Here is a 24,637-nt window from a genome sequence, read left to right on the forward strand (position 1 = left end):
AGTCAGCCTCCTGTTAGATGATTGATATCAATTTGCGGTAATAACTCTTCAATTTTATCCAATGTACCGAGATCGGATGAAAAGGCTGTAGCACTTCCTGCTGCAAGACTGAAACGGAAGGCAGATAGAATATCCGCTGTCTTTTCATATGTACCGATGAAACCTGCGACCATGGAATCACCGGCACCAACTGAGTTGATGACAGTTCCTTTTGGTACATTTGCGGAATATGACTCTCTGCCGGAGCAAAGCACGGCACCTTGTCCTGCCATTGAAACAATAACGTTTTGTGCTCCTGCTTCAACCAATTTAGCGCCATATTCGATAGCATCATCAACCGTTCTAATTTCGGTAGAAAAAAGCGCACCCAGTTCATGGTGATTAGGCTTTATTAAAAATGGCCGATGTGGAAGGACATTCAGTAATTCCTTCCCACTGGTATCCACTACCACTTTAATGCCGTTATCAGAACAAGACTTTGCCATTGCCTCGTATACATCCGAAGGGACACTTGGAGGGATGCTTCCTGACAAAATGAGAATATCATCATTTTTCAACTGCTCTATCTGACTAAATAATTGTTGATAATTCCCTTTCGAAATGACTGGCCCCTGGGTATTTATTTCGGTCTCAAGCCCTGTTTTCAATTTAATGTTAATTCTTGTATCTCCAGCTATCTCTGTAAAGTCCGTGAAAATCTCTTCCTGCCTTAAAAACCTTTTTACGAATTCACCTGTTTGTCCCCCGATGAACCCTAAAGCTGTCGTACTATTTCCTAGCCTTTTAAGTACTCGGGAAACATTGATCCCTTTCCCACCAGGGAATTTTGCATCATAACTAGTTCGATTCACTTTGCCCATTTGAAAACTCTCCACCTCGACCAGATAATCGATGGATGGGTTGAGTGTCACTGTATAAATCATTATATGGTCACGACCTTTACCTTTGGATTTTTATGGAGTTGAGCAACAGCCTCTTCATCATTGCTGTCAGTCAGGATTATGGCATCGCTTACATCCGCAACCTTTGCGAAAGTGGCTTCATTCAATTTTGAACTATCAGCAAGCACGTAGGTTTCGTTGGACAGGCGTAATGCCATCTTTTTCAGTAGTGCTTCTTCCGGATCGGGTGTTGTGAAACCCAGTTCTTGGTGGATGCCGTTCATTCCCAAGAAACATTTATCAAAACGGTATTCATTCAAAAATTGCACAGCATTGCTTCCTATAACAGCATTTGTCGAGAATTTTATCGTTCCGCCCACTAACACTGTTTTGATTTCCAATTCGATAAGTTTTGGAATATGCATTAGACCATTTGTCAGGACCGTTATATTTTTATCCTTTAAAAAAGGAATCATTTCTGCAGTAGTCGTGCCTGCATCAAGATATATACAATCATTTTTCTCTATGAATGAGGACGCCAGCTTTGCTATAAGTTGTTTTTCGGCTTTCGCTTTGTTTTGCTTTTCCATAGTTGTTGGTTCAAGGCCTTTTCTTTGAAGTAAAGAGGCCCCGCCATGCACGCGTTTCAAGAGCTTCATTTCTTCGAGTTGCACTAAATCTCTCCGAATGGTCGACTCCGAGGCTTGTAACTGATCTACAAGCTCCTGCAGCTTTATCGTTCCTTGTTCTTTTAGAATCGATAAGATGATTTGATGTCTTTCAGTTGTCAACAAACCGCCCACCTCACTTTAATATCATCATCATATATGAAAATGAAGGAATAATCAATCACAAACGTTTAAAAATATTCAAATTCATTCAAAAATACCTTCAAAAACATTCATAAATGAATTAAAAACTTTTCATTTCTCCCAATCTTTTGTTCTATGAAAATATGCCTTTCAGTTTAACCTCTTCATACAAAAAAACCCCATGTCATTTGACATGGGGTTTTTCTTATCATTATTATCCTTGAAGTAAAAGTTGTTCTGGATCTTCCAGCATATCTTTGATAGCTACTAAGAAACCAACCGCTTCTTTTCCGTCAACGATACGGTGATCATAAGATAATGCAAGGTACATCATTGGTCTGTTTTCGATTTGATCTCCAACAGCGATTGGGCGTGTCTTAATTGTATGCATGCCCAAGATACCAACTTGAGGGGCATTCAAGATTGGTGTAGATAATAGGGAACCGAAAGTCCCTCCGTTTGTGATGGTGAAAGTACCACCTGATAAATCCGAAAGTCCTAGTTTGTTGTTCCGCGCTTTAACAGCTAAATCCGAAATGTTCTTTTCGATTTCAGCAAAGCTTTTGCGGTCAGCATCCCTTACCACCGGAACGACTAGACCTTCATCAGTGGATACGGCAACACCGATATCATAAAAGTTCTTTTTCAGGATATGGTCGCCTTTTATTTCTGCATTCAGTAACGGATATTTTTTCAATGCGCCAATGACCGCTTTAGTGAAGAATGACATGAAACCAAGTTTGACATCATTTGTTTTCACGAAAGAATCTTTATGGCGGCTACGCAATTCCATGACTGCTGAAAGATCGACTTCGTTAAAAGTAGTAAGCATGGCTGCTTCGGATTGTACTTGAACTAGACGTTTGGCAATGGTTTGACGACGGCGCGTCATCTTAACCACTTCAATGCGATCATCGTTCACTTCAACAGGAACTGCTGCTTGTTTAGCTGCAGGAGCTTGTTTTGGAGCTGCCGCAGGTACCACAGGTGCATTGCTTGCCGCTTCTACGTCTTGTACACGTACACGACCTAGTGGATCGGCTACAGGCACTTGAGTCAAGTCAATTCCTTTTTCACGAGCCAATTTTCTTGCAGCTGGTGAAGCAATAACTTGTTGAGTGGATGATGCTTCTTTCGTTTCAGCTTTAGGAGCCTCTTTAGAAGGAGATGCTGGTTCTGCTTTAGCTGGTTCTGCTTTAGCTGGTTCTGCTTTAGCTTCTTCAGCCTTAGGAGCTTCCGCTTTTGGAGCTGCTGCAGCTGATCCATTTTCATCAACGATAGCGATAGCCTGTCCAACTTGGACAGTATCGCCTTCTTCTGCTAAATGTTCCGAAAGTGTACCCGTATAATCTGAAATGATTTCCACGTTTACTTTATCCGTTTCAAGTTCAAGGACATATTCTCCTTTTTCAACGTGATCACCGGGTTGTTTTAACCATTGCGCAATAGATCCTTCAGAAATTGATTCTGCTAATTCAGGTACTTTTACTTCAGCCATTTTATTTCTCCCCCTCATTATTGCGTGTAATTGCTTGAGTCATAATCCGTTGTTGTTCATTTTTATGGACAAGTGGATCTCCCTCAGCCGGGCTTGATCTGCGTTTCCTTCCTATATATGTTACTGAAAGATTACCAGGAGCCGCTGCATTAAGGCGAGGTTCAACGAATGTCCAAGCCCCCATGTTCTTAGGTTCTTCTTGAGCCCAGAAGATTTCTTTTAGATTTGTATATTTTTTCAAAGCTTCTTGAACACCAGTGAACGGGAATGGATAAATTTCTTCGACACTGATGATTTGCAACCAATCCGTATTTTTTTCAGTTGCCGCTTTTTCACGAAGTTCAACCGCCAATTTACCTGAAGCAAAAACAATGCGTTCAACCGATTTAGGTTTTTTGCCCAAAGCTTTGGTTTCTACAAATGGTTCAAAAGTGCCTTCACTGAATTCTTCAGCTGTTGAAGCCATCACTTGATTTCGAAGCATACTCTTCGGTGTCATGATGACAAGCGGACGTACTTGCTCTTGATCCAAAATCTTAGCTTGTCTTCTAAGGATATGGAAGTATTGAGCCGCCGAACTTAAGTTAGCAACTGTCCAGTTGTTTTCAGCCGCCAGTTGAAGGAAACGTTCCAGACGTGCACTTGAGTGCTCTGGTCCTTGTCCTTCATAACCGTGTGGAAGCAGCATGACAAGACCTGATTTTTGACCCCACTTCGCACGGCCAGCAGCGATGAATTGGTCAAAGATAACTTGTGCTGTATTAGCGAAGTCACCGAATTGTCCTTCCCATAATACAAGTGTCTCAGGTGCAAATACATTATAACCATATTCATAAGCAAGAACTGCCGTTTCAGTAAGCGGGCTGTTATGAACAGCGAATGAAGCTTTAGCAGTATCAAGTGTGTGAAGTGGTGAATATGTTTTTCCGTTAACACTGTCATGTAACATGATATTACGTTGTGCGAATGTTCCACGCTCTGAATCTTGTCCTGTCAAACGGATTGGAGTACCGTCACTCAATATGGATGCAAATGCAAGTGTCTCAGCATGAGCCCAATCAACTTTTCCGTCTGCACCAAAGGAATCCAAGCGACGTGATAAAATCTTTCCTAATTTTTTATTAGGAGTGAATCCTTCCGGCCACTTAACAAGTTCTTCGTTAATTGAAACCAGTTCTTGTTTCGGAACTGCCGTTTCAATGGCTGGAAGTCCTTTTTCAATAATCCCAGGGGGATTACATTCTTTAGAAGCTTCCGGTTTATTTCCGGAAATTTTCGCATATGCATCTGCAAGCCTTGTATCCACTTGTTCAGCAATTGCTTTAACTTCAGCTTCAGTGAACTCGCCAGATTGAATCAATTTTTTTCCATAAAGCTCTTTAACGGTTGGGTGCTTATGGATTAATGCATACATTTCAGGTTGAGTCACCAATGGCTCATCCATTTCGTTATGGCCGAAACGTCTGTAACCGATCAGGTCGATCAAGAAATCCTTGTTGTATTTTTCACGATATAGGTTAGCAAGGTTAACAGCAGCCATACATGCCTCTGGATCATCTGCATTCACATGCACGATCGGCACTTCAAAGCCTTTTGCTAAATCACTAGCATATAAGGTTGAACGTGAATCTTCACTTTCCGTTGTAAAACCGATCATGTTATTGGCGATGATATGGATAGCGCCGCCAACTTGATAACCGCGTAAACGGCTTAAGTTAAACGTTTCCGGTACAATGCCTTCACCTGGGAATGCTGCATCACCATGAATCAAGATTGCAAGAGATTTGGAAATGTCTTGAACCGGGAATCCTTTTTCTGAACGGTCTTCTTGCGCCGCACGAGAATACCCTTCCACGATTGGACCGACTACTTCCAAGTGACTTGGGTTATTGGCAAGTGTAATCCTTGCTTTTTGTATGTTAGCTTTAGTAATCTGTTTATCCAGACCTAAATGGTATTTAACATCGCCAGTCCATCCATTGTTAATGCCTGTTGAACCTTCGGAAGGAACCAAATCTTTATTTGGTGAATGTTGGAATTCAGAGAAAATTACCTCATAAGGCTTTCCTAATACATGTGCAAGCACATTCAAACGTCCTCGGTGAGCCATTGCAATATTCACATTCCCCGTTCCATTTTGAACAGTTTGTGAAATCATTTCATCTAATATCGGAACCAAAGCATCCAGTCCTTCAATAGAGAAACGCTTTTGACCTACATATGTGCGGTGAAGGAATTTCTCGAAACCTTCAACTTCATTCAATCGTTTAAGTAATAGTTCTTTTTTCTCTTTAGCCACTTCCGGGAACATGTTTCCGGATTCGACCATATCAGTAAGCCATTGCTTTTCTTCCAAGTCATTAACATGGTGAAATTCAAAGGCTATCGTTTTTGTATAGAGTTGTTTTAGGTATTGAACGGCTTCGTATCCGTCTTTCACGTCTTCAGGTGATTCTGGACAAATAAAGTCAGCCGGTATTTTCCTTAAATCATCTGCAGTCAATCCATATTTTTCAAAGTGAATTTGTTCCGTGTCTAGAGCTTCTTCTTTTAAAGGATAAATATTTGAAGCAAGATGTCCGTATGCACGGATGTTTTCAGATAACTTTACTGCAGACATAATTTTCTTCATTGGAAGAACTTCTCCAGTTTGTACAGTTGGTGCACTTTCAGTTGTTTCTGCCGATACATCGAATGAAGGAGGACCTGCTACTTCAAAAAAGTTTTTCAGTTCCGGATCCACTTCTTCCGGGTTGGCTAGAAATAAATCGTATTGCTCCATGACATACCCAAGGTTTGGACCTGAAAAAGCTTTCCATTGGTCGTATACCTTAGAATCATTGATGGTCATTTTGTAAACCCCCAAATTTTTCTCATAATTTTTTTCATTTCGTTTTATCCATCCCCAAATTTCTTTCTTCTAAATTTTCCCCAAATATATGATATATATAAGATATATAATAAATAACTTTGGTTATCGAATAATAAAATTTTAAAGGATAAAACGTTTTCAGATGTTATATTAACATGTTTTTGTCGAAATATCCAAAGGTTAAACCACTTTATGCAACCTTTTTTAAACTATATTTCTGTTTAATTCGTCAAAATACGCTTTTAATTGACTTTTTTGCTCATTTAAGTCCTTTTTTTGCTAAAAAAAGATTTTTGTATTTTTGTATAATGATTATTTTTCAGGTAAATTTAACTAGTTTGAAAACCCTTTCAGCTCAATCAAACTTCCAAGCTGTTAAACTCAGATTGCCATATTGAAAGCTCCTGTGCAGGAGAGCTGCTTTTTTTTTGTCATCTCCTGACCCCATTGCGATGACTAATGGAATGAAATGCTCTTTGGAGGGCACAGCATCTCTGCTATAGGGAGCGATTTTTTCATAATTAAACAAAGATTCCAAATCCCATTTGATGATTTTCTCTTCCACCCAGTTCTCAAAGTTGATTGCCCATCCTTCTGCAACATGCATATCCTTCTGAATATAGGTGAAATTATGTACAATTCCACCGCTCCCGATTATCAGTACATTACTTTCCTTTAATTCCCTCAATGTTCTCCCGATTTCATACTGCTTGTCCAATGGCAGGGCAGGACTAATGGACATGGATACGATCGGGATGTCAGCTTCGGGATACATGATGTGCAAAAGCCCCCATGCCCCATGGTCTAGGGGGCGCCTTTCATCTAGTTCCCCCAATACACCTATCTTGGACAATAGGGTTAAAATTCGATCGGACAGCTCAAGGCATCCGGGAGCAGGATATGTTATCTGAAATATATCTTCAGGATATCCTGCAAAATCATAAATGACTTCATGCTTACCTACTGCAGAAATCATCTGATCTTCACTTTCCCAATGTGCTGACAAAATAACGATGGCAGCAGGTTTTTCCATAGCTTTAATATAATCCTTCAAAAAAGAAGTGTAACTATTCTTTTCCAAAGCTAATAGTGGCGTTCCATGTGATAAAAACAATGATGGCATCATAGAAACGATAAATCCTTTCGCAATGTAATATCTTATCCCTATACCTTAATTTACTATACATAAACAATGTGTTCATCAATTAAATTGTATTTTGGGGGTTGTCTCATCAATAGTTTCAAAGGTATACCCTTCTTTTTTAAGGAATTCAATTATATCAGGCAATGCTTTCACTGTATTTTTCATACTATTGATATCATGCAATAAGATATTAACATGCTTTTGATCTTTCGTCCCTTTTTGTACGGAAGAAATGATTTGTTGTTCACTTATTGATGGACTGATGCCATCTTTAGAATCAATGGTCCAATCAAAGTATATATACCCTTTTTCCATTAGTTGTTGAAGGATTCCATTGATGATTGGTTTAGTTGCAGCCTGATGCCGAAGTCGATTATTGGAGCCGCCAGGAAGGCGTACAATTCGGCTTTTTATCCCAAACTCCTTTTGCAGCATGTTTTCAAGCCTATTCAGATCTTGAAAGAAACTCTCTGTCGATCGATAAACGATGGAATAATCATGTGTATAGGAATGAAGGCCAATCGCATGACCGCGGGAAACCATTTCCTGATAACATTCCTTTGCGTATGGTTCTTCGTTACCTTTAACGAAAAATGTGGCCTTAACATGGTAGCGGTCCAAAATATCCAATATCTCCATGGTATTCAAAGATGGTCCATCATCGAAAGTCAAATAAGCGATTTTCTGATTTTCCTTACTTTTTAGGAGCGGTGTCATCTCTTCGGGAACCATTGCATGTACTTGAATGGACTGTACATCCATCACGAACAAAATAATAATGAGAGAAATCGTCATGGAAAGAAATAATTTAAGCAGATTCTTCATAGGTGTTTCATCCCCTTCCTTTTGACCATTAAGATATACCAATTAAGGGGTTTCATGCGCAAAAAGGCAGCGGTAAAAAATACCGCTGCCTTATCCATATGCTTATCGATCTACATTAAAGTAACGAGCTTCAGGATGTGCAAAAACGATCGCTGATACGGAAGCCTCAGGTTCCATCATGCATCCTTCAGTCAATTCAACGCCAATATCTTGAGGTTGTAACAAGCGGAATAGTTTCTCCTGATCTTCCAGATTTGGACAAGCTGGATAACCAAATGAAAATCTTTGCCCGGTGTACTTAGCGGCAAACCGCTCTTTCATAGACATTTCAATCGGATCGCTTATTCCTAAATCATCACGCATTAATTGATGAATTCTTTCCGCAAACCCTTCAGCTGTTTCTAGAGCAAGCGATTGAAGGGCGTGGTTTTTCAAGAAATCACCTTCAAGCTTTAGTTTTTCTGCCCATTTCCTGATCCCTTTTCCGGCTGTAACAAGGAAGAAACCAACATAATCCATTTTCCCAGAGGAGACCGGTTTCGCGAAGTCCGCTAAACAAAGATGCGGATTCGTATCTTGCCGAGGAAATTCAAAAGTTTCCAAAACCTCGTTATGATTATCCGGGTTGTAAACCAATAGCTTGTCCCCTTCACTTTGAGCAGGGAAAAATTGATAAATCGCATTCAAGCCGTAGCCCGGTTCCGTTTTTAAGAATTCGATCAATTCATCAACGAGGGCATTCAGCTGCACCGCTTTTTCATTGCCTTCCTTAAGCAATTCGGCAACTTTACCTTTTAGCCCCAAATGATGTCCAATCAGCATTTGTCTATTAATGTACGGCTGGATGACATCCAATGGATAGTTTTTCAGAACGTGACGCATGATATCACGCGGTTCTTTAACAGGTACATCACTCAATGGAGCAGCTGTGGACTGCTTCCGAACAGGTTTTTCCATCGTGGCAGCAATGGCGGCATTGGCTTTCGATTTTTCCCGTTTCTGGACTAACTCTTCTAAGTAGACCACTTTTTTGTCAGTGTCATGTAAAATATTCGTAACAGCCAACCCATCCATCGCGTCTTTGGAATATAAAACCGGACCTCCATATTCAGGTGATATTTTAAAATCGGTGAATTTACGGGATAGAGCAGCCCCTCCCACTAAAATAGGGGTATCTATTCCCGCTTGTCTTAAATCCTGTGCAGTTAAGACCATTTGCTGTGCTGATTTAACAAGTAATCCAGATAGTCCAATTATGGTTGGCTCATGTTTTCGAACCTCTTCAATGATTTGTTGCGGTGCGACCTTGATACCCAAATCAATGACTTCATAGCCATTATTAGACAGTATGATATCCACTAGGTTTTTCCCGATATCATGTACATCTCCCTTGACAGTCGCTAAAAGGATCTTTCCTTTCTTGGCGCTATCTTCAGAGTTTTCCATTAGTGGTTCAAGGTGAGATACAGCCGCCTTCATTGCTTCAGCACTCTGAAGCACTTCTGCGACAATAAGTTGGTTGTCATTAAATAACCGACCCACTTCACTCATTCCATCCATCAATGGTCCATTGATGATTTCCAATGGGCGGTCACCGCGTTCAATTGCTTTATTTAAATCATCAATCAATCCTTCTTTCGTACCTTCGATAATATAGTTACCTAATCGTTCGTCCAATGGCAGGATCACACCATTATCCTTCTTCTCCGCTTTTTTTCCACGATAAAACTCGGTAAAGATCGCTAAAGTTTCTGTAGATGTTTCAAACAGGAGTGCCTCAGCCAATTTCACTTCGTCTTCCGGTATCAGAGCGAAACGTTCAAGCTTTTCCGTATTCACGATAGCATAATCGAGACCGGCTTTTGTACAATGGTAGAGGAAAACGGCATTTAGAATTTCCCTTCCACGTGCTGGCAGACCGAATGAAACATTCGATATGCCAAGTATCGTTAAGCATTCCGGAAACTTTTCTTTGATTGCCTTAATTCCCTTCACCGTTTCTAAAGCAGAACCGATATATTGTTCATCACCCGTACCTACAGGAAATACCAGCGGATCAAAAATGATGTCACTTTTGTTTAGTCCATACTTATTTACGAGCAAATCAACAGAACGTGTAGCCACTTCCAATTTGCGCTCAGCATCGACGGCCATCCCAATTTCATCAATGGTTCCTACGACAACGGCAGCACCATATTGATGGACGAATGGCACTATTTTTTCAAAGCGCTCTTCACCATCTTCAAGGTTAATGGAATTAATGATGGATTTTCCTTGTGAATGTTTTAATGCTTGTTCAAGTACGGCTTCATCTGTAGTATCGATGACCAATGGGACTTTCACTTTTTTGACGACCTCTTCTACGAACTCCTTCATATCACCAAGCTCATCCCCATCAGGGTCAGCAAGACAGATATCAATGACATGGGCGCCTTTTTTTACCTGGGCACGTGCAATTTCGGCAGCTGGCTCGTAATGTTTTCCACGAATCAGCTCCTTGAATTTTCGAGATCCGATAACATTCGTTCTCTCACCTACAAATAAAGGACGCATTGAATCATCATAAATGAGTGGCTCTATGCCTGATACGGCATGCCCATGGGCTGATTCGGATATTGTACGGGGCTGAATGCCTTCAAGGACCCTGACAAGTTCTTTAATATGTTCTGGCGTAGTACCACAACAACCCCCAATGATATTGACCCATCCCTTTTCGGCAAATTGCTTCATTTTCTCTGCAAGTGAAGTCGGTGACTCATGATAGTGACCCTCTTCATCCGGGAGCCCGGCATTCGGGTAACAACTGATTGCGCTATTGGCTATATCTGCAAGTGTCCTGATATGGTCTATCATGAATTCCGGCCCTGTTGCACAATTCAGGCCGACAGCCATGGGCTTCATATGTTCAACCGATAAATAGAAAGCTTCTATCGACTGGCCAGCAAGTGTCGTCCCCATCGGTTCGATCGTACCTGATATGATGACAGGTACATCTTTTCCTGATTTAGCGAAGGCTGCTTTTATTCCAGAAAAGGCTGCCTTGACATTTAGCATATCCTGACAGGTTTCAACCAATAACAAGTCTACCCCGCCATCCAAAAGACCGAGTGCCTGTTCTTCATAAGAATCGGTTAAAATATCAAAAGTCGTTCCACCTGTTACGGATAGCGTTTTTGTGGTAGGCCCCATCGAGCCAGCTACATATCTTGGCCAATTATCATTTGAATATTTTTCACATGCTTTAACGGCAAGCTCAGCTGAAATTTTATTAAGCTTGTAGGCAATCGTGCTTATTTGGTATTCCTCAAGAACGATGCTAGTCGCTCCGAAGGTATTTGTTTCAATGATATCAGCACCTGCTGCTAAATATTTTTCATGGATGGATTGGATGATTTCCGGTTGTGTCAGTGATAAATACTCGTTGCAACCCTCGAATTGTTCCCCGCCAAAGTCCTCTGCTGTTAAATTCTCCGCTTGAAGCATGGTTCCCATCGCTCCATCGAGCAGGAGAATCTTAGTATCCAACTGATCTTGAATCGCTTTTTTATTCATGTGCTGCCACCTCTGATGTATGTTTACTATCGACTTTTCTAATATATTTCGTAAGTTCCGCCGTCATTTCATAGCGAAGGAACGGAGTGATTAAATATATGCCCTTGAATTTTTCCCGTGCCGCGTCGACTAGCTCGCGCGCGATATTCACCCCTTCAATTCTTGACTTTACAGGGTCATCCCCCGCTAAAGCCATGGCCCTCCTGACATTATCCGGCAATTTGATGCCCGGGATCTCATTATGGATGAATTCGGCATTCCGTGTGCTTGTCAATGGCATGATACCGACGAAAACCGGGGTTTCTAGATGTTTTGTAGCTTCATGAACTTCTTCAATCTGCTCAACTGAATAAATTGGCTGTGTCAAAAAGGATTGGGCACCGCAGGCAATCTTCTTTTCCATTCTCTGTACGGCTTTATCCAAATATTTTACATTGGGATTAAAAGCGGCGGCAATTTTAAAATTAGCCCGCTGGCCCAAACTCTGACCGGAATAGGATAGACCTTCATTAAATTGTTTGACCATGCTTATTAGGTCAAACGACGATAAATCATAAACCGAAGTGGCTCCCGGGAAGTCCCCAATTTTAGAGGGATCTCCGGTGATGATCAATAATTCGTCCAGCCCAACCGTCTGCAGGCCCATTAAATGTGACTGCAGGCCAATTAAATTTCGATCCCGGCATGTTATATGCACCATCGGCTTTACATTCAATTGGTTCTTCAGCAAGTTAGCCAGTGCATCATTCGATATCCTTGGTGAAGCAAGTGAATTATCCGCCAAGGTAATGGAATCGACCCCTGCTTTTTTCAAAACCTCGGCACCAGTCATGAAACTCTCTATTCCCAACTTTTTCGGAGGATCAAGTTCAACAAGAATCGTCCTTTCTGTTTTGGCCTTTTCGTACAGAGGGAGTTCCAATTCTCTATCGTTCACTTCAATTATTTCTATTTCACGGGCTTTCGTATATTTCTCTTTTACTGGAGCCAAACTTCCAATCGCATTCTTTACAGCTTGAATATGCAGGGGAGTCGTTCCACAGCACCCTCCTATGATCCCGGCACCTTGCTCACGAAGGTCTAGGGCACTTGAGCCGAAATATTCCGGCACAGCTTTATAGACAAGCCTTCCATCCACATAATCGGGAAGGCTGGCATTTGGGTAAATGGCAATCGACGCTTGCTTTGGCAAACTCACCTCTTCCAAGGCCCGAATCATATGATGTGGACCGAGTCGGCAATTCACCCCAACAACATCGGCACCCAATTGCTCGAGTTTTTGAAAGGCTTCATTTAAATGGATTCCATTTTGAAGATTTCCCAGTTCATGCATCGAAACATTTGCGATGATCGGCAGTCCAGTTTCATTTTTAACGATTTGCAAAACGGTTTCCAGCTCTTCCAGGTCATAAAATGTTTCCAAGAGAATCCCATCCGGGTTTTCCATCAACAGACTGTATAGCTGTTCACGAAAACCTCGCTTTATCTCTTCCATACTTAAATCCGATTTCCTGATACTCCGCTGTGCCCCTATGGTACCGAAGACATATGCCTTTCCTTTTGCCGCTTTTTTAGCAAGGATGACTCCCTGGCGATTGATTCTGCTTACTTCATCTTCAAGTCCATGCCGTTTCAATTTATTGAAATTGGCCCCATATGTATTAGATTGAAGGATATCTGCACCAGCTTGCAAATAGGCACGGTGAATGGACTCTATTTGATCTGGGTTCGTGCAGTTTAATTCCTCATAACATTGATCGATGCCATAAGAGTACAGTAAGGTCCCCATTGCCCCTTCTCCAACCAGCATTCTTTCTTTCAATTCTTTACGAAAATTCATAATTACACCCTCTCTCAAAAACAATCCTGTTTTTGTCGTTTTATATGAGTATGAGAGAAAAGAAAAAAAAACCTTCTCAAAGAAGAAGGTCTTTTGAAACATTCTCCTCATCTATCAAGCTCTGCTTGCTGGATTTAGCACCTTTGCCTAAGCTGGTTGCTGAGGTTTCTTCGGGCCAGTCCCTCCACCTCTCTCGATAAGATCCAATTATATAATTTTCACAAGATTTCAAAATTTGATTATATTTAATTTACATTAATAATCTGTCAATTTCAATACCTGATCGTCATTTTTTTCACTTTTGCAAAATTCAATCACTCTTTTGCAGCTTGAACTCTCTTCACTATCCTTTGTTTCCAGTCTTCCGCTAACGAGTCTAGTGTAAGTAACGCGTTTGAGCCTTCCAGCCCATCTCGGTTATGTAGGATCACCTCTGTTGCATAATGAACCGAAATTTTTTCTTGCAAACGATCTATTAGCACGATTTCGTTTTGTTTCTTTATCGTTCCTTCCTGAATGACTTTTGCAAAATAACCAGTGTAACTCGTTTTCAGCACGAATTCCAAAAACTTAGGTTCTTGATTGAAGTGGGAAATGGTCGAGCAAGGGATCCTCCCCTGATTAATTTGAACAATCACTTCGCCTATTTGATAAATATCACCGATATACGTTGTTTCTTCCCTCATCCCCGCTACAGTTAAATTTTCACCGAATGCAGGGATATCTAGCTTTTTAGCGAATCTTTCATTCCATAATGAGTAATGCTCAAAGGGGTAAAAACACAAAGCCCTATCAGGACCTCCATGGAACTTTACATTACCTACCCCATCACCCATTATGCCTGATTTAGTTACTATCACGTCATCCACTGCTTGTTTATCCATCGCTGAAAAGATATCGATATTTGAAAAATTTTCCTGTTTGGGCTTTCCGGCATGAAGCGATTCGATTTTTCCATTTTCCATTTTACATCTTCCATTCTTATTTAATTTATATCATCATATATGTATAAATTATACTAAAAATCCATTTTGTTCTGTAGTTTTTTATGGGAATATAGCAGATTAGAAGGGCAAAAGCACCAAGTTGGCGAAATATCATTGATTTCCAGAAAAATTCATAGGTTAGTTTCAGTAATTTTGTTGCTATTTCAGAATTAAATATGGTAGAATATGAACACAATATATAGTCGAAAACTACAACCGTTCGCCTATATGTTGATTTTCACGATTGAATTCCTCATTGTCGCTCTTTAGGGAGCGAATTTTTTTGCCTTCATTTCCATCCATCATTTTCTTTTAATTCCATTCAGTTCCTTACATCGTGATCCACTTACCTATTTGTACTTCCTTCCATATGTAATCCTCTCCCTGTTAAGTCACTTTCATTACCTTATTAGAAGGCAAACCCCCTTGCTAAAACAAGCAGAAAGCCGAGCGACATCATACGTCTTCCGCTCAGCTTCCTGTTTATGCTTGTTTCTTTTTTTTCGGTGCCGCTTTCTTTCGGGTAGTCTTTTTCTTTTCCGGTTCATCATGTTTCGTTCGGTCAATGGATGCCTGTAAAGCCTCCATTAAATCGGTTACATTGTTGGAAACTGGCTCTTTTGTTTTGGCTGTAATCGTCGTTTGTCCCGTTTTCTTCGATTCAATCAAATCAAGTAAAGCGGTTCGATAGTCATCGTTATATTTTGTCGGATCGAAAGTAGTCGTTAATTGATCTATCAATAACACAGCCGTATCGATTTCTTTTTTTACAATGGTATCGTTGGCAGGGATATTCGGCACATCCGCTGTGGAGCGAACTTCATCCGGATAATGAATCGTTTCCATCACCAAGGTATTATCAACAACTCGGATTACCGCCATTTGTTCTTTTGAGCGAATGATGATTTTCGCTAACCCAACCTTATTCGATTCTTTTAGGGCCTGCCTCAAAAGGGAATAAGCTTTTATCCCACCGTCATTAGGAGACATGTAATAACTCCGGTTGAAATAAATGGGATCTATTTCTTCAATTTTAACGAAATCCACGATTTCCACTGCTTTTTCTTCATTTTGTTTTTTTAGCTGTTCTAGTTCACTGTCTTCCAATACAACAAACTTTCCCTTTGTATATTCAAAAGCGCGGACTATATCGTCCTTTCCCACTTCTTTTTGGCAAACCGGACACATCTTTTCGTATTTAATCGGTGAATGACACTCCTTATGCAACGTCTTTAAAGATATATCCTTATCTTCCGTTGCAGCATGAAGTTTGATCGGAATGTTCACCAAACCGAATGATATGCTCCCCTTCCACATCGTATGCATATTCGTCACCTCATAACTTATTTTTAAAGAGAAGATCAATTTTATTATTCCCCTTTGTTAAAAAAAAACCGAAAAAACAATTGCCAACTCTAACACTTCGTTTTTTTGGCAAAATAATGTTATCAATTATTTGCGGAGGTAATTACAAGATGAAACCGATGCTGCCAACCTATTACCCTGAAGCCCCTAACTCCAAGGATTGGCGTTATGAAATCAAATATGACGGCTTTAGGGCAATTTTAACGATAGACTCCGATACGATAAGCATCTCGAGTCGAAATGAGAAGGAGTTATCACCCTTATTCCCAGAAATCATTGCTTACATCAAAGATCTGGACCTGGAAGATTACCTCCCACTGCAGTTGGACGGTGAATTGGTCTGGCTTACCAATCAAGCAAAAGCGGACTTTTTTCAAATACAGTGGCGTGGACGCCTTGGGAAACAATCCTTAATTTCAGAAAAAGCTCATTTTTCCCCATGCCGGTTTATAGCGTTTGACCTGCTTCGCATCAGCGGAAAAGACATAGCAGCTAAACCTATGGAAGAACGAAGGAGATTCATGATGAATATGGGTGAAGAACTTGGCTTTCCTATGCCTCCTGACTCCACCGATAAGGCTTTGATCCAATTAATAGAAAGTTTTGACGTTTTGGATGATGCCTTGAAAAAGGTCATCCTATTCGATGGCGAAGGAGTTGTCGCCAAGGAAATTCGGGGAACTTGGCAAGAAGGAAAACGTTCTACATCTTGGATTAAGGTGAAAAATTGGAAGACCGTTTCTTGTTTCATTACAGCATTGCACAAAGAAAATGGTTACGTTTCCCTCGCAGTTTTCAAAGAAGGTGCCGTAACGAAAATCGGAAGTGTTAAAAATGGACTGAGTGCTCAAGATAAAGGGATATTGCATGAACTGATCAAGCAAAATGCATCAGACGAAGACGCACAATTTTTTTATATACATCCATCCATTTGCATCGAAGTTCAATTCTTACACGTTTATGAGGAAAATGAATTGCGTGAACCCCAGTTTTCGCAATGGCTTTTACAAACAACCCCCGATGAATGTACCTGGGAGAAATTCGTCATAGGCCAATACACATTTCCAGATACTGTACAAATAACCTCCAAGGATAAACCACTTTGGATAACCGGTGGAAAACAGGTGGTAAAAGTTGAATACCTTCATTATTTACGGGAGGTTTCAGCTTTCTTCTTACCCTTCTTGAAGGATAAACTGCTTACGACTATTCGCTATCCTCATGGCACTATGGATAAAGAAAGATTTTTCCAGAAAAACAAGCCTGATTATGCGCCGGCCTTTATTAAAACGTTCATGGATGATGATATTGAGTATATGCTGTGTAACGATATTGAAACGCTACTTTGGTTTGGAAATCAACTGGCATTGGAATTCCATGCCCCATTTCAGAAAGCTGGAAAAACAAGACCCGATGAAATCGTCCTGGACTTAGATCCCCCTTCCATCGAATTTTTCTCCTTGGCTATAAAGGCCGCACAGGAAATAAAAAAGGTGATGGACTCTTTAAGGATAAAAGCTTTTGTAAAAACTTCAGGTAACAAAGGACTGCAAATTCACATCCCTCTGCCTGATGACAGATTTACTTATCAGGAGACACGCATATTCACCGATTTTCTCGGTGACTACTTAACAAGTTCCAACCCAAATGATTTTACAACGGAAAGAATGAAAATAAATCGGCATGACCGACTTTACTTGGACTTTGTGCAGCATAGTGAAGGAAAAACCATCATTCAACCTTATTCCCCACGGGGAAATTCTTTCGCGGGTGTGGCTACACCTTTGTTTTGGGAGGAAGTTGACGAAAGTCTCCAGTTAAAGGACTATACGATTGAAACCATACCAAACAGAATCAAAAGGAACGGATGTGCATTTATGGATTACAGGCTTGTCGATAATGGCCCGGCCTTTTTGGAAGTATTATCATTCCTAAAACAAAAAAAGACCAACAACTAGTTGGTCTTTTTTTGAGGGAGTGTAAAATGGAACGTTGATTGGAAAGTAGGGTGCACCTCTAGGGTCTCCCTTGGACCCGCTTTCCCTGCAGGAATCTCATACCTTCCATTCCAATCAGCTTTGTTTAAAAAATTCAGATAGAAACCCTTTTGTCGGCAAAAAGGGGTTGGGAATGGACTCATTCCCAACCCTGATACAGTAGGCGGAAAGGGAGCGGATTTCTGAAAATGACTGGAACGTTTTTTAAATAAAAAAACTGCAGGCACACTCGCTTTTCTTCGAGTTTGTCTACAGTCTGTAACCAACTCCTGGTTGGTCCTTTTATTTATAATGTCGTTTTCAAATAACTTTGAACTTCATCCTGCAGCTTGGCATACAGGCTTGTTTCCGATTCAAAATCCTGCTTTTCAAGCATGACAAATTTTTCAGGCTGATCTAAGTCTATTTCAATCGATACCTTGAATTCATAGGTTGCGTTCCCAATTAAATCAATTGAATACTTTTGGCTTTCTTCATCATGATGCACGACGCATTTAACTTTTCCGCCGTTATTGTAGACAGATATTTCACTTTCCAACGCGTTTAATCCAACAGAGCATGTTACTAGGCTTGAAGCCGACATCGCCGTTCCACAAGCATTCGTGAAGCCCACTCCCCGTTCAAATGTCCGCACGTAAATGCTCCCTGGTTCCAACTCTTTCACAAAGCTGACATTGACGCCATCAGGGAAAAGCTCATTCTGTTGATTGACCTTTGTTGAAAGGTCTTCCTGCAAATCACTTTGTAAAATATCACTATCGACGAGCGTGATTAAATGTGGATTAGGAACCGCCAAAGCCGAAAATAATAGGGTATCATGAAGTTCCGGCAATGGTTCGTTTTGCAACTGTTCTTTCGCTATAATGAGAGGAAGATCCGTCACATTAAAACTTACAGGGGAAATTTCCACCTTGAAAGTCGGAATGCCCTCATAAATGTCTTCCGTTTTCTCCACGAGTAAATTCGCCTTCATGGTTTCAACGATCATTTTATCGAGCCCTAGAACGTCGTTCGCGTAACGTGCAACACAGCGAAGTCCATTGCCACACATCGAGGCTTCCGATCCATCCGCATTAAAGACACGCATCCTTGCATCAGCATGTTCACTTTTCATTACAAACAAGATTCCGTCCGCTCCAAGCTTTTCCCTATTGCATAGGGCCTTCGCGAAATTTTTTCGCTCTTCTTCAGTAAACGTCAAGGTCGTAGTCAATTCATCAATGATTAAGAAATCATTACCTGAACCATGGCTTTTTAAACCTTCAATAATCATCCTGTCACATCCTCTAATATGCTGCTAGTCATTTATCATTTTTTAATATTCTATATCATAGCATTTTCAGGACGGATGTGTCATCGAGTAAATCATAATAAATCCAATTTTCCCGTCTAAAAAAACACAATAAAGAGCGGTTGGAATGAGAAATGACTCATTCCAACCGCTCTTCCTAAATATTAACCGATTATACCGATGATGAAATAGACGATAAACATTCCGGCACTCACATACATAGGTGCTGACACTTCTCTCGCTTTTCCGGTTACAAGCTTCAAGAACGGGTACAGGATGAAACCGAATGCCATTCCATCAGCAATACTGTAAGTGAATGGAATGATCGTGATTATCATGATTGCCGGTATGCTCTCGGTTAAATCGCTGAAATCCAGCTTTTTTATGTTTCCAAGCATCAAAATGCCAATAATAATTAAAATGGGGGCAATGGCGCTATCAGGGATCACTTTAATCACCGGTATAAATAGCAGTGATAGAATGAATAGAAAACCCGTCACCACTGAAGTAAAACCAGTTCTGCCTCCTGATGCGATTCCAGCTGCCGTTTCAACGGTTGCAACCGTAGGACTTGAACCGAATATGCCTGAAATCAGAACGGAAACACTTGTCGCCTGCAGCGACTTTTTATAGGCACCCTGGCGGTTGATACTGTCTACATGCCCGTGTACAAGACCAATATTTTCAAAAACAAGAACCATCGTCATCGCAAATACACTTATCCAGAATTCGATCCGGTCCGCTTCCATGAACGATAATGAAAAGAAGAGACTACCGTAGGAAGCTGTGTCTATGCCTGAAAAATGGATTTCCGATAGTTGAACAGTCCCGAACAAATAGGCAATGAGGCTCCCTGCCAGGATGGTAATCATGAAGTTACCGGGGACATTCTTGATGAATAGCGTAATGGCCAGTAAAAAGGTCAACACTGTCGCACACACCGCAGGATCGCTTAAATCTCCAAGTGCGACGATAGAGGATGAACCTCCCGTGATTATCCCGCCCTTTTCGAGACCAATTAGCATCAAGAATAAGCCAAGACCAACAGATATGGCTTCTTTTATTGAACTTGGAATTGAATCACTGATTATCTTAGAGTATTTTGTGAAAGCGATGACTACAAAAATAACCCCTGAGATAAATACAGCACCAAGCGCCGATTGCCAAGATAGACCCATTCCTTGAACCATGGTATAAGCAAAAAGTGCATTTACGCCCATTCCTGGAACCAGAAGGATTGGGACATTCGCCCAAAGCCCTATCATCATACAGCTTAAGGCAGATAAAAGAATCGTGGCAATCACTGCACCATTAATCGGTATGCCCGCTTCCGATAATATCAGGGAATTCACGATGAGAATATAGACTATCGTAAAATAGCCGACGACTCCAGCAAGGATTTCACGTTTTCCATTCGTTCCATAGTCGGAAAAATGAAAAAACGCTTCCAAGTTTAATTTCTTCATGTTGTATCCTTATTAAATTTATCCCTCGCCCACCCGTTTGTATTAGTGACAAACTACACTTGGTGATTTTATCAAAAAAAAGGATAAAAATAAATAGATAGCTCAAAATTTGAAGAAAACTGCCGAAAATCATTTCGACAGCCTTGATGTTTTTATATTATTTTTGTTCTCCCGCATATCCATCGACTACCAATTCCAGCTTCCCTGTATCAGGCGAAATGATTAGACCATGTACAGGAATATTCTTAGGGATCAAAGGGTGCCCTTTAATCACTTCCACACTGTTCTTACAACTTTCATAAACATCATCAAATCCGCGAAGCCAACTGCGGATATCGATTCCTGCAGCTCCCAGTGTATCGATGGTGCTCTTAGGTATATCACGTTCGATCATCTTGTCTACTACAGAATCGGCATCGACTGATGCCATCCCGCAGTCATGGTGAGGTATGACCAATACTTCATCTGCCTTTAGCTCATAAATAGCAACAAGGATACTCCGCATGACACTTCCGAATGGGTGGGAGACGATTGCCCCGGCAGTTTTCAGGATTTTGACATCGCCATTTTTCACATTCAAGGATTTTGGCAATAGTTCAACGAGCCGAGTGTCCATACAGCTTATGATGACCATACGTTTCTCAGGAAACTTATCCGTTCTATACTTAACATATTCACCTTTTTCTACAAACTGTTCATTATAATCAAGAATCTCATTAAGTAAACTCATATTTACCACCTTTTTATAAGTATTTAATCTATGTATTCCACTATGATTATATCAAATATTTAAAAGTTTTGCTAAAGGGTTATCCTAGTCAATTTGAACGATGATTTAGAGTGGCTGCACAGAACCCAAAGACGATGATTTTAGGAATTTCATCAACATTTGATGAAAAAGAAAGGATCGGTGTATTTGTCTTGAATCGCTTCCCCCACTCCAAAGGCATCCATCCTTCTTGGTATGAAACGATTTTTTCCCCGTCTTTTGTGGCAATCTCGAAAGAATTCACACTTCCCGGCGTTTTGATGGGCATCCATTCCGTACCATCTTCCTTATATATCATTCCATTGATATTCACGAATGACCGATTTTCTTGATACGATCCCAGCAGACCTCCCTGATCATCCATGATCGTCATTTTATTGAAAAGCCCCCTTTTGATATGGTACTTAGCCAGCAAACGTCCCTCATGGTCCACCAGTTCATAACGTTTGGCCAGGAGCATCGACAAGAAATTGGGAATCATCCACATGAACCACTTCATATTCAAATCCCGAATCTCGCCCATTAGAGATCCATCAGGGGCAAAGAGAAGCAGCCTCAATGTTGGTGCTGGCATAAAAGTCAATAAAACATCTTCATTTTTTAATAACGCGGCATTTGACCCTTTGAGTTCATCAGGTAATTCCTTCATTCTATTTTCATATATACGATGACTGACAAATTGGGCAGTGCTAAAGAAAAGAAAAGGAGACGTTATCAATAAAATATTGCCAGGTATCATCGCAAAAATATGGCAAATGAAAAATAGAACGGCCAAAAGAAGAGATATCCAAGAAGCATGAAAATTAGAATTGCTCGTTTTTTGATAATATTCGCGTATATTCATATTCCGCTCTGCTCCTCACTCCTTACAAGAAAGTTTGCCGCCTTAAGGCGACCGTTGATTAGCTGTACCCTTAGCCGCCCGGCATCCACTTCCCTAAAAATTCATGGAAGGAAGTAAATATCATAATACTTTATTCGCTTCTATGTGATCTATTCCCTTTTAAAAATATGGTTCATTCAGATAAAAAAGGACTCCGAATTAAACGGAATCCTTTTACATCGATCTATAATATCCTAAAAATTAATGGGAACCTGTAATCCGTTCCTTCATAAGCCCTAACAGCAGCAATGATGGTGAATACGACTAAAGCTATCCCGATAACCGGCAATAGCAAGAATCCAACCAATACTATAGTGAGTATCCCTGCAACTATTGAATATACGGTGTAGGAAATGAAAAAATTCAGGTATTCCCTTCCGTGATAATCCACAAATTGTGAAGAGTCCTTCTTCAATAACCAAATCACCAAAGGACCGATAAATGCTGTAAAAAAGCTGATCACATAAATAAGGGCAGCAAACACTCTTTCATCTTTATTAGGCATAGTGTCTTCTCCTCCTTTCTCATATGATTAATTACGAATCAAATGAAAAATAGTTTCATTTTTCCTCTCATTATATTCGAAAAAAATAAAATTGGACTGCCTTTTATTCATAAAACCCCATCGGCGATATATATGACGAAAAATCCGAACATGTTCACCCGTCTTGTGCATACAGATTAAATAATGGATTGTCCTATACCTTCTAGATTGGAGTGATGTTTTTTTGCTGAACGAATTTCAAGCCTTCATCCTTGGAATCATTCAAGGCTTGACTGAGTTTTTACCTATTTCAAGTACTGGACATTTATATTTAGGACGGCATATATTCCATCTTGACGAGGCCGGCATTTTTCTTGATACCATGCTCCATATCGGAACCTTGCTGGCGTTATTGGTCGTCTATAAGAGTGACATCATTTCCATTTTGAAAAATCCTTTCTCCAAAATGACCCTGCTTCTGATTGCTGGGACGATCCCCGCAGTGATTGCCGGCATTTTACTAGGGGATTGGTTTGATGGACTTTCAAAAACAGGCGTGACCATAGGCTGGGAATTTTTAGCGACCGGACTGATTTTATGGGTAGCGGACGGGGTAAGAAAAGGTGGCAAATCCTTAAATGAAATTTCCATCAAAGATGCCCTGATCATCGGTACCTTCCAAGCTGCTGCCATCATGCCTGCTCTTTCGCGTTCGGGCCTAACGATAGCCGCTGGGCTCTTCTGCAGGCTGGATAGGGCCACTGCAGCTTATTTTTCCTTTCTGCTTTCAATTCCTGCCATTACGGGAGGCATTGTATTTCAGATGAAACCAATATTTACAGGAGAAGTTGAACGGCTTCCAATCACTGCTCTTTTCGTTGGCACCCTAGCCGCAGCAATCTTTGGTTATATAGCCGTGGTATGGATGATCGATTTCTTAAAAAAGCGTTCACTGAAAATATTCTCCATTTATGTATGGGCCCTCGGAGCAATCATTTTATTCATGCAATTCACAGGTAAATTTTAAAGGATAGCAACAAGTTTCCCTAAAAAAAGCGGGCGAAGAAATCAGTTTTCCATGGAAAAAAGCAACCGTTTGCCTTCCAATTTCACCCTTCATAAAAAAGTTGAAATTTGACGAAAAAAAAAGGCAAAAAACCTATTCCCAAACCGTTTTTTTTTTAGTATTATACCTTCGTAAGGTTCTTTAGATCCGTATAATTTCAGACAATAAAAATAGGGAAGGCAAATGGTGCGCCACCGGTTTCCGGTTCTAGTGGGTTCGATTCCCACCCCGAAATTTTTTGATGAACGACTTAAAAAATTTCGAGGGTGGGCAGCGACTACGCATAAGAACTGCCCTCAAACGGAGGGACGGAAATGTTAAAAAAGAGAGATTTCACAGATTGTTTTTCTCTTTATGAACAAATGACGCATCCAGATGTCTTCCCTTTCGTGCGCCATAAAGTAGATTCATATGAAGAATATGTTTTCATTACTAAGCAAACGATCGAGGCAGAAGATGCTGGGGAACTCATTTCACGAACAATCTTGGATGAATGGGAAAATCCCATCGGTTGCATTTCTTTATACGATATTGAAAATGGTGCAGGTTTCTTAGGCACATGGCTTGGCAAGTCTTATCATGGAAAAGGGTATAATGCCATTGCAAAAGACGCTTTCTTTAAAGAGCTTTTTTTCGAGCTCGGTATGGAAACGGTATTCATGCGTATTCGCAAAAAAAATATCCGCTCTATAAAAGCCGCAGAAAAGCTTCCTTATGCCGTCAATGCCAACGAAACAAGAAAGTCCCTTTATGATCAGATCAATCATGAAGGAGATATCTTCGATTTGTATGAAATCCCTAAAGATTTATACACCTTTCATATCCTTAGACAGCATGATGATGATGAACAGCAGTTACTTGAAGCATAAAATAAAACAAAAAAACAAATCCGCTGATTTTAAGATG

At 40.5% G+C, this 24,637-nt stretch carries 18 protein-coding genes and 1 riboswitch; of the genes, 3 read left to right on the plus strand and 15 right to left on the minus strand.

The genetic code is table 11. The annotated features are described in order from the left end of the window. Positions 1-2 precede the first annotated feature (2 nt). From pfkB to ku, 10 genes are all read right to left on the minus strand, one after another. The gene (pfkB, locus tag ABIE66_RS15490) at positions 3-923 is read right to left on the minus strand and encodes a 1-phosphofructokinase (protein WP_370015357.1); all 921 of its coding nucleotides are present in this window, start codon (positions 921-923) and stop codon (positions 3-5) included. Further along, on the minus strand, positions 923-1,675 hold the full coding sequence (locus ABIE66_RS15495; protein ID WP_370015358.1) for a DeoR/GlpR family DNA-binding transcription regulator: 753 nt from the start codon (positions 1,673-1,675) through the stop codon (positions 923-925). The genes pfkB and ABIE66_RS15495 overlap by 1 nt, the downstream gene beginning before the upstream one ends. Positions 1,676-1,907: 232 nt before the next feature. Then, a complete protein-coding gene (gene odhB / locus ABIE66_RS15500) occupies positions 1,908-3,191 on the minus strand; it encodes a 2-oxoglutarate dehydrogenase complex dihydrolipoyllysine-residue succinyltransferase (protein WP_370015359.1) in 1,284 nt (427 codons plus the stop codon). A gap of 1 nt (position 3,192) precedes the next feature. Beyond that, the gene (locus tag ABIE66_RS15505) at positions 3,193-6,042 is read right to left on the minus strand and encodes a 2-oxoglutarate dehydrogenase E1 component (protein ID WP_370015360.1); all 2,850 of its coding nucleotides are present in this window, start codon (positions 6,040-6,042) and stop codon (positions 3,193-3,195) included. A gap of 376 nt (positions 6,043-6,418) precedes the next feature. Next, positions 6,419-7,186: a dioxygenase family protein gene (locus ABIE66_RS15510; RefSeq protein ID WP_370015361.1), complete on the minus strand. Its 768-nt coding sequence runs from the start codon at positions 7,184-7,186 to the stop codon at positions 6,419-6,421. Positions 7,187-7,264: 78 nt separating this feature from the next. Further along, positions 7,265-8,032 (minus strand): polysaccharide deacetylase family protein, encoded by a 768-nt coding sequence (locus ABIE66_RS15515; RefSeq protein ID WP_370015363.1) that lies wholly within the window; start codon positions 8,030-8,032, stop codon positions 7,265-7,267. A 102-nt stretch (positions 8,033-8,134) separates the two neighbouring features. Continuing rightward, positions 8,135-11,584, minus strand: coding sequence for a methionine synthase (gene metH, locus ABIE66_RS15520; RefSeq protein ID WP_370015364.1), 3,450 nt, complete (start codon positions 11,582-11,584; stop codon positions 8,135-8,137). After that, the gene (locus ABIE66_RS15525; RefSeq protein ID WP_370015366.1) at positions 11,577-13,424 is read right to left on the minus strand and encodes a bifunctional homocysteine S-methyltransferase/methylenetetrahydrofolate reductase; all 1,848 of its coding nucleotides are present in this window, start codon (positions 13,422-13,424) and stop codon (positions 11,577-11,579) included. Before ABIE66_RS15525 ends, metH begins: the two co-directional genes overlap by 8 nt. Positions 13,425-13,528: 104 nt before the next feature. Beyond that, a riboswitch (SAM riboswitch) is annotated at positions 13,529-13,627 on the minus strand. A gap of 111 nt (positions 13,628-13,738) precedes the next feature. Continuing rightward, on the minus strand, positions 13,739-14,389 hold the full coding sequence (locus tag ABIE66_RS15530; RefSeq protein ID WP_289316088.1) for an MOSC domain-containing protein: 651 nt from the start codon (positions 14,387-14,389) through the stop codon (positions 13,739-13,741). Positions 14,390-14,893: 504 nt separating this feature from the next. Further along, the gene (gene ku, locus ABIE66_RS15535) at positions 14,894-15,736 is read right to left on the minus strand and encodes a non-homologous end joining protein Ku (protein ID WP_370015368.1); all 843 of its coding nucleotides are present in this window, start codon (positions 15,734-15,736) and stop codon (positions 14,894-14,896) included. Between the two features lie 149 nt (positions 15,737-15,885). Here ku and ligD point away from each other — a divergent pair, with 149 nt between their 5' ends. Then, positions 15,886-17,733: a DNA ligase D gene (gene ligD, locus ABIE66_RS15540; RefSeq protein ID WP_370015369.1), complete on the plus strand. Its 1,848-nt coding sequence runs from the start codon at positions 15,886-15,888 to the stop codon at positions 17,731-17,733. Between the two features lie 325 nt (positions 17,734-18,058). Here ligD and dapF read toward each other — a convergent pair whose 3' ends face one another. The 5 genes from dapF to ABIE66_RS15565 all read right to left on the minus strand — a co-directional run bounded on the left by dapF (position 18,059) and on the right by ABIE66_RS15565 (position 22,686). After that, complete coding sequence (gene dapF, locus ABIE66_RS15545) at positions 18,059-19,045, minus strand: diaminopimelate epimerase (RefSeq protein WP_370015370.1); 987 nt, start codon at positions 19,043-19,045, stop codon at positions 18,059-18,061. 182 nt (positions 19,046-19,227) lie between these two features. Beyond that, a complete protein-coding gene (locus ABIE66_RS15550; RefSeq protein ID WP_289325377.1) occupies positions 19,228-20,529 on the minus strand; it encodes an NCS2 family permease in 1,302 nt (433 codons plus the stop codon). A gap of 157 nt (positions 20,530-20,686) precedes the next feature. Next, a complete protein-coding gene (locus tag ABIE66_RS15555; protein ID WP_289316083.1) occupies positions 20,687-21,259 on the minus strand; it encodes a beta-class carbonic anhydrase in 573 nt (190 codons plus the stop codon). A gap of 88 nt (positions 21,260-21,347) precedes the next feature. Next, complete coding sequence (locus ABIE66_RS15560) at positions 21,348-22,142, minus strand: hypothetical protein (protein WP_370015371.1); 795 nt, start codon at positions 22,140-22,142, stop codon at positions 21,348-21,350. Positions 22,143-22,365: 223 nt separating this feature from the next. After that, the gene (locus ABIE66_RS15565) at positions 22,366-22,686 is read right to left on the minus strand and encodes a DUF4870 domain-containing protein (RefSeq protein WP_101225220.1); all 321 of its coding nucleotides are present in this window, start codon (positions 22,684-22,686) and stop codon (positions 22,366-22,368) included. A gap of 226 nt (positions 22,687-22,912) precedes the next feature. Between ABIE66_RS15565 and ABIE66_RS15570 the strand changes: the two genes are divergently transcribed. Beyond that, complete coding sequence (locus ABIE66_RS15570; protein ID WP_289318357.1) at positions 22,913-23,692, plus strand: undecaprenyl-diphosphate phosphatase; 780 nt, start codon at positions 22,913-22,915, stop codon at positions 23,690-23,692. Between the two features lie 353 nt (positions 23,693-24,045). Beyond that, positions 24,046-24,600 (plus strand): GNAT family N-acetyltransferase, encoded by a 555-nt coding sequence (locus ABIE66_RS15575; RefSeq protein ID WP_289325379.1) that lies wholly within the window; start codon positions 24,046-24,048, stop codon positions 24,598-24,600. Positions 24,601-24,637: the final 37 nt, after the last annotated feature.

Origin of the sequence: Peribacillus sp. B2I2 (genome assembly GCF_041261685.1) — a bacterium.
In the GTDB taxonomy this organism is placed as follows: domain Bacteria; phylum Bacillota; class Bacilli; order Bacillales; family DSM-1321; genus Peribacillus.

Excerpts from the sequence above, each read along its gene's own strand:
- ABIE66_RS15550 (WP_289325377.1), bottom strand. The coding sequence starts at position 20,529 with ATGAAGAAATTAAACTTGGAAGCGTTTTTTCATTTTTCCGACTATGGA.
- ABIE66_RS15575 (WP_289325379.1), top strand. The coding sequence starts at position 24,046 with ATGTTAAAAAAGAGAGATTTCACAGATTGTTTTTCTCTTTATGAACAA.
- ABIE66_RS15530 (WP_289316088.1), bottom strand. The coding sequence starts at position 14,389 with ATGGAAAATGGAAAAATCGAATCGCTTCATGCCGGAAAGCCCAAACAG.
- ABIE66_RS15510 (WP_370015361.1), bottom strand. The coding sequence starts at position 7,186 with ATGCCATCATTGTTTTTATCACATGGAACGCCACTATTAGCTTTGGAA.
- metH (WP_370015364.1), bottom strand. The coding sequence starts at position 11,584 with ATGAATAAAAAAGCGATTCAAGATCAGTTGGATACTAAGATTCTCCTG.
- ABIE66_RS15555 (WP_289316083.1), bottom strand. The coding sequence starts at position 21,259 with ATGAGTTTACTTAATGAGATTCTTGATTATAATGAACAGTTTGTAGAA.
- ABIE66_RS15505 (WP_370015360.1), bottom strand. The coding sequence starts at position 6,042 with ATGACCATCAATGATTCTAAGGTATACGACCAATGGAAAGCTTTTTCA.
- dapF (WP_370015370.1), bottom strand. The coding sequence starts at position 19,045 with ATGATTATTGAAGGTTTAAAAAGCCATGGTTCAGGTAATGATTTCTTA.
- pfkB (WP_370015357.1), bottom strand. The coding sequence starts at position 923 with ATGATTTATACAGTGACACTCAACCCATCCATCGATTATCTGGTCGAG.
- ligD (WP_370015369.1), top strand. The coding sequence starts at position 15,886 with ATGAAACCGATGCTGCCAACCTATTACCCTGAAGCCCCTAACTCCAAG.
- ABIE66_RS15515 (WP_370015363.1), bottom strand. The coding sequence starts at position 8,032 with ATGAAGAATCTGCTTAAATTATTTCTTTCCATGACGATTTCTCTCATT.
- ABIE66_RS15565 (WP_101225220.1), bottom strand. The coding sequence starts at position 22,686 with ATGCCTAATAAAGATGAAAGAGTGTTTGCTGCCCTTATTTATGTGATC.
- ABIE66_RS15525 (WP_370015366.1), bottom strand. The coding sequence starts at position 13,424 with ATGAATTTTCGTAAAGAATTGAAAGAAAGAATGCTGGTTGGAGAAGGG.
- ABIE66_RS15560 (WP_370015371.1), bottom strand. The coding sequence starts at position 22,142 with ATGAATATACGCGAATATTATCAAAAAACGAGCAATTCTAATTTTCAT.
- ku (WP_370015368.1), bottom strand. The coding sequence starts at position 15,736 with ATGCATACGATGTGGAAGGGGAGCATATCATTCGGTTTGGTGAACATT.
- odhB (WP_370015359.1), bottom strand. The coding sequence starts at position 3,191 with ATGGCTGAAGTAAAAGTACCTGAATTAGCAGAATCAATTTCTGAAGGA.